General features: G+C 57.5%; 5 protein-coding genes. 1 reads left to right on the top strand and 4 read right to left on the bottom strand.

Annotated elements, in window-relative coordinates; genetic code table 11:
• Positions 1 to 317 precede the first annotated feature (317 nt).
• Both EXQ56_03290 and EXQ56_03295 read right to left on the bottom strand, forming a co-directional pair.
• Positions 318 to 566 (bottom strand): zinc ribbon domain-containing protein, encoded by a 249-nt coding sequence (locus EXQ56_03290; protein MSO19475.1) that lies wholly within the window; start codon positions 564 to 566, stop codon positions 318 to 320.
• Positions 567 to 885: 319 nt separating this feature from the next.
• Complete coding sequence (locus EXQ56_03295; protein MSO19476.1) at positions 886 to 2,973, bottom strand: radical SAM protein; 2,088 nt, start codon at positions 2,971 to 2,973, stop codon at positions 886 to 888.
• A 432-nt stretch (positions 2,974 to 3,405) separates the two neighbouring features.
• On the opposite strand from EXQ56_03295, the gene queG reads away from it, so the two are divergent.
• Positions 3,406 to 4,491: a tRNA epoxyqueuosine(34) reductase QueG gene (gene queG, locus EXQ56_03300; protein MSO19477.1), complete on the top strand. Its 1,086-nt coding sequence runs from the start codon at positions 3,406 to 3,408 to the stop codon at positions 4,489 to 4,491.
• 142 nt (positions 4,492 to 4,633) lie between these two features.
• On the opposite strand, the gene EXQ56_03305 is transcribed toward queG, so the two are convergent.
• Positions 4,634 to 5,599 (bottom strand): hypothetical protein, encoded by a 966-nt coding sequence (locus EXQ56_03305; protein MSO19478.1) that lies wholly within the window; start codon positions 5,597 to 5,599, stop codon positions 4,634 to 4,636.
• Positions 5,600 to 5,684: 85 nt separating this feature from the next.
• Positions 5,685 to 5,882, bottom strand: coding sequence for a hypothetical protein (locus tag EXQ56_03310; GenBank protein MSO19479.1), 198 nt, complete (start codon positions 5,880 to 5,882; stop codon positions 5,685 to 5,687).
• Positions 5,883 to 6,000 lie beyond the last annotated feature (118 nt).

Raw genomic sequence — 6,000 nt, forward strand, 5'->3', positions numbered from 1 at the left:
GAACTCTACTCCAATTTTGATAATGGTCCAATAAATTTCACATGCCCGAAGGGCATGACCGTGAATAGCCGTAGGTGAAACCTACGGATCAGCACCCCCAAAACAAAATACGGCCCCGGAGGGGCCTGACATAGTCCTGCGCGGCGGTCCTGCACAGGTCAACCCCATTCGGGGTTGATGTCGTTTATTTGTACGATTTCCGTAGGTTTCACCTACGGCTATTCACGGTGTTGCCCTTCGGGCAACTTACACAACGAGGTGTTGCCCTACGGGCAACTCGGAATGGAAAAAACAATTTCAGGAAAGGGCACAGGCTACTAGTTGCAGCCGCAACCGCTGCCGCATCCGCCAGAGGGGCCTGCGGGACGCGAGGTTGGACCCGAGGTTCCGCCGGTTTCGCTATAGGATGACGCGCCGCCGGCCTTGGCCGGGGAGGCCACTACGGAGAGTTGCTGCGTGTTGTGCTTGCCGCCGCAGGTGGGGCAGAGGACTTTTTCGCGCGCATTGAAGATGAGTTTTTCGAATGGCTTTTCGCAATCGGCGCAGATGTATTCGTAGATGGGCATGAGTTACTTTCCTCGTAAAAAATAAAATTGTGGCTTACTCAAAACCAAAAGCAAGTCCTTCGCTGCGCTCAGGATGACATCCGAATAAGGCAGAAGACCTACGCGCGTGGCATGACGCCGTGAAAATAATTATCCGATCGCAATGCTGGTTTTATTTTAGCAGAACCGTCATCGCTCGATGTTGGCGTTGCCCCGGTTGGCTCGGTTTACTCTTCGCCTAAAAAAACAAACGGCTCCCAACCCGGGAGCCGCTTGCTTAGCTTGCAATATGAGTAGCGCTGCGAAGCAGATCCACTCATGAACCACACGGACTGACGAACTAATCGCCTGCAACCATTTCGTTCTCCGGCTTGGCGACCGGCTTCTTGGCTGCGGCGGGTTGAATGCTGGTTACCAATGCGGTTTTGGGTGTGGGCTTGGGCATGCCGATCTGCACCAGGTCCACGGCTTCTTCTTTCAGCACGACTTCGCGATAGAGCTTCATCATTTCCGCGTCATGCTTGGCGTCGCGCAACAGCGCCTTCTCGTCGCGCGTGTTCTGCGTGCCTTCCAGCGCGGTGGCCTGCGGTCCGCGGGCGACGTGCTCGGCATTCAGATTGAGCGCATGAGTCGCGTCGGGCAGCGGGACAGCTTTGCCGCCGGCGTAGATGGCGTGCCGACCGTGCTCGTCGTACCACTTGGTCAAGGTCGCGGTCATGTGCATCTTCTCGATGATGTTGCGCCAGCCGATGCCGGTGTTGTACGCGCAGAAAGAAATTTCGCCTTCCTGCGTGGCATACGGAATCACGCACATTTCGGTGCGGCGGAAGTCATAGGTCCACAGGTCCTGGAACCACATTCCGGCGATGAACAGGAAGTTCCACGGGTCTTTGCGGCGCTCTTTGCCGACGCCGTAGCTGGTGCCGGTCAGGCCCAGCGACTTGTCGAATTTCTTGAGGATGTCGGAGAGCTTCAGGCTCTTCGGCGCCTGGAACGGATCGTAGTTGCGCAGCAGCGCCAAGCCCATTTGAAGATTCGAGAGAGTCTTGCCGCGCGCTGTGTCGGTGATCACGCGCATGTCCGCGAACAGTTGCGGGACGTTGAGGAACTGCGGAACCGGTGCCCACTCCTTATTTTGCTTGTTGACCATCACCGCGGTGCCTACGCCGCAGTTGGGATGGCAGGAACAGCTCACCTGTCCCCATTGCTCTTCGGGGCCGTGGATGAGGTCGGCGAGATCGGCGAAGGTGCCCATGGCCGAGAGCGGGAACCAATCGCGGAGCGGCTCGGTCATGCCCGTCTGTTTCTTCACGTCATGCGCCATGTGCGACAGAGTGTAGCGTTGACGCAGGCGGCGCTCATCGGTGATCTCCTCGTCGCGGCCCGTGAAGGACACCGGCTGGAAGGAGATGAAGGCGATGCGGTTGGGATTGTCGAGCGCAAATTGAATGATCGGCCCGACCTGCTCGTTGTTCACGCCGTTGACCAGAGTGGTCACCAGGATGATCTCGATGCCGGCGTCGTGGCAGTTCTGAATGGCCTTGAGCTTCACATCGAACAGATTGCCGATGCGGCGATGATCGTTGGCGGCATTGCCGATGCCGTCGAACTGGAGGTAGACGTAGCGCAAGCCAGACTCATAGGCCTGCTTGGCGTATTCGGGCTTGGTGGCGAACTCGATGCCGTTGGTGGCGGCCTGCACGGAGTTGTATCCGACTTTGCGGGCATAAGCGCAGGCTTCCAGGAAGAAGGGCGAGATGGTCGGCTCGCCGCCGGAGAACTGCACCGACATCTGGCGGCGCGGCTTGATCTTGATGGCGTTGTCGAGCAGCGTCTTCACATCTTCCCAGGCCAGCTCGTGCACGAAGCCGACTTGATTGGCGTCCATGAAGCAGGGATCGCACATCATGTTGCAGCGGTTGGTAAGGTCGATGGTGAGAACGGCGCCGCGGCCATGCTTAATGGTGGAAGTCCCGTGATTGTGCAGGTCCTTGTCGTTGTGCGCCTGAATGTCGCGACCGGGGAATCGGCCTTCAATGTTCTGCAGGAACTGAGGATCGATGGCCAGGATATCTTCAAAGTGGCCGTGCTGCGGGCAGTCCTTCACGATCATGATCTTGCCGTCGCGCTCGAGGATGGTGGCCTTGATCTCGCCGACCTTCTCATTGAGAAGCGTCGAGAGTTCCTGCTCGCCGTCCAGAATGCGCGCACGCGCTTCGCGCACGCAGGTAGGACAAAGCGAGTCGGTCTGGCGCGGCCAGCCCAGCGTCGGCTTGGTCTTCTGATACGACTTGAGTAGCGGCTTGTCCGACCACTTCGGAATGAAGGTGTCGTTTGGTTTGTACTTATTGAAAAACTGGATGGTGTTCCATGCCGCGCTGGCGGCCAGGGTAAGACCTTTGTCAAAATATTTTGCCGGCTTATGCATTGATGGTTGCCTCTCTGAAAATCGACTTTTCCGGGAACAGTCCGGAGCAAACTTTTACAACGCGCCGTTTCCAAATCTGGCAACGCCGGGGTCAGGCCCGGATGCGCGTCTACTAAAAATACACATCTACTGTGATCGCTGTATTATAGGATGCGTATGGGTAAGGAACTTAACACAAAAATGGCGAACGGCGATTATTGAGAGTTGAATGGGGATTTATCTGGGCTGAATGGGGATGCGAAGAAGTTCCCCTGGAGTGAATTAAACGGTTGATTCGATGACCTGTTAGCACCGGATCAGAGCCCCGACCGCCAGGGAGGGGGCGCGCCTGCCGAATATTACACCGAATATCACACCGAATAATACAGGCCGTTGAACGTGCCCCCTCCCTGGCGATCGGGGCTCTGATTCACAACTTCTGATACACCACCTATGGAAACTGAAATCCGCGCAATCATATTGGACGCCGCTCACCGGGCCGGGTTTGACCTGGCAGGGATTGCTCCGGTTGACCTCGAGGGCAAGCATGTTGAGGGGTGGCGCGAGTGGATCGATCATGGCCGGCACGGCGAGATGCGCTACATGGAGCGCAGCGAGCGCGCCGACTTGCGCAGACTGCTGCCGTCGGTGAAGTCGGTCATCTGCCTCGGCCTGAATTATTATCCGGCGGGAAGCCCGGAAGACTCCCCGGTCGCCGGAAAAGAAAAACCGCCGGGCGGAATTTCCGTTTACGCGCAGGGCCGCGACTATCATCTAGTAATGACGGAGCGGATGGAAGCGCTACTGGCGGACATGCGTGCCAGCCTTCCCTTCCCGTTTGAAGCCAAATCGTACGTTGATACCGGGCCGATACTGGAGCGCGCCTACGCCGAGACCGCCGGGCTGGGCTGGATCGGGAAGAACACCTGCCTGATTAATCAGCAGGTCGGTTCGTGGTTTTTTCTCGGCGAAATACTAACGAGTCTGGAGATTCCTCCCGACACGCCGCCGCTGGATCGTTGCGGGACCTGCACGGCGTGTCTCGATGCCTGTCCCACCGGCGCGTTCGTGGCGCCTTATCAACTCGATGCGCGCCTGTGCATCTCCTATCTGACAATTGAGCTGCGCGGGTCGATACCCGAGCCGATGCGGGAGCAGATCGACCAGCACGTGTTCGGCTGCGACATCTGCCAGGACGTCTGTCCGTGGAATCGCCGTGCCGCCGCCAGCACCGTGGCGGAATTTCTACCACTTCCAATTTTCACCGATGAATCGGAGGGCTTGCTACAGAAACTGGCGCGTCTCGGACCGGAGGAGTTCCGCGGCCACTTCGCATCAAGCCCCATCAAGCGGTCGAAGCATCAGGGATTTTTGCGCAACGTCGCGGTCGCATTGGGAAATCTCGGGGGAAATTCTGGCGACACCGATTCCCTGCCCGTGCTGAACAGTCTGCGTTCGAACGCCGACCCGGTGATCGCCGAGCACGCTGAGTGGGCCATCCAGAAAATCGAACGGAGGGCGCAAGCTGACGTTGATTAGACCAACTTTCCAGTTGGTGTCGCCGCGCCGCGCGAATTGAGCCGCGACCGAGAGGGAGCGGTACCCAACAGTCAACAAATTCCCAAGAGACAGAAAAAGGCCTGCTCATGACGAGCAGGCCTTTTCAATTTGACCACCTCAACTATTGAATGTTGATGGGTACCGCTGGTCCCTTAATTCCCGCCAAGGTCAACTGAACTGTCGCGGTGCCTCTAGCCGCATCTGCGGGAACACGGAAATCCACCTGGTAACCGTCCACCGAGCCGGGGAAGGCAACGGCGGACAGCACCTGTGCATTTCTCCCATTTACGAGAACGCCCACACGCGACCGAGTTGCCTGCAACGGACTCGCAGGGAATGGTGTGCCATCGCGAACCCCGGGAGTCGTGGGGCCAAGGCTGGTAGCAAAGATCGACAGGAGTTCGCCTGCGACTGCCGGTTTGGTCGCGCTGACCAGTGAGAAGTCGTTGGAGTGTGTAACGGCCGGGCCATTGGGAGTAGCCGCCACGGCGGGAGTGGCTCTCTGTTTGAGCGGGAATATCCACTTGCTGCGAAGCCCTGAGTCATCGCCAATACCGACGATGAAAGAATCTCCTGTATCCGCAAAATCGCCGCTTCCCCCGGTGACAAGAATGGAGTTATTAAAATTGGTGGCAAGCACCGCACCCAACGGACCTGTATAGGCAGCCCGACTGGCAGCGGTAGTTCCTCCGTTAAGCCGAAAAAATAAGTTATTGTACTGATTGGCAACCCCTAGATTAGTGGAAGTAGCGGCAATCGCCTGTCTCTGGTTTTGCGCTGTGCCGATGGAGAGATTTACATCTGGACATTGAGTCATGTCAGTAACATTGGCGGGGAGAGTTCCTTCCGGATAGAGGAGACCCGCGGTAGTGGCAAGCCTATCTCCAGTGGCAGTTGCTGAAGTTCCCATGGAAGCGCCCAGGGCATCTAGCCTGGGCAATACAAAACACACATCCACACTGAACCACTGGAAGTTGGGATCAAGGGCAGGTAACTGAGCCTGCGCCTTGGTTGGGGCGAGCAGCACAGCTGCCGTTCCGAGCAATGACCACATCACACTCAGTAGCACGATCTTTTTCGCTTTCATGGTGTTCTCCTTAGATTTTTTTGTATGCAGTGCAGGAGGGCGGCAAGATATCCGCCCTTCATCTTGTGAGAAGTTGCAGTGCCATTTACTGCACACTGATGGTTACCGCCGGGCCGGGTATCCAGGCCACGCTTACCTGAACCGTGGAGGCACCTCTGGTAGTGTCTGTGGGTACGCGGAAGTTCACCTGGTAGCCCTCGATGGAGCCGGGGTAACCGACGGCGGACAGCACCTCCGCCGGTCTGCCATTCACAGTTGACCTGCCCGGCGATTTCGATACCAGCCGAAGTGAGAGAGAATCTCATGAGGGAGGTATTTGAATATGCCGATGCAGAGGTACAAACCAGAGCAGATCGTAACGGTGTTGCGGCAGGTTGAAGTGGCGGTGGCCAGCGGGAAGA

Source organism: Acidobacteriota bacterium, from assembly GCA_009691245.1.
GTDB lineage: Bacteria > Acidobacteriota > Terriglobia > 2-12-FULL-54-10 > 2-12-FULL-54-10 > SHUM01.

Excerpts from the sequence above, each read along its gene's own strand:
- queG (MSO19477.1), top strand. The coding sequence starts at position 3,406 with ATGGAAACTGAAATCCGCGCAATCATATTGGACGCCGCTCACCGGGCC.
- EXQ56_03305 (MSO19478.1), bottom strand. The coding sequence starts at position 5,599 with ATGAAAGCGAAAAAGATCGTGCTACTGAGTGTGATGTGGTCATTGCTC.
- EXQ56_03290 (MSO19475.1), bottom strand. The coding sequence starts at position 566 with ATGCCCATCTACGAATACATCTGCGCCGATTGCGAAAAGCCATTCGAA.
- EXQ56_03295 (MSO19476.1), bottom strand. The coding sequence starts at position 2,973 with ATGCATAAGCCGGCAAAATATTTTGACAAAGGTCTTACCCTGGCCGCC.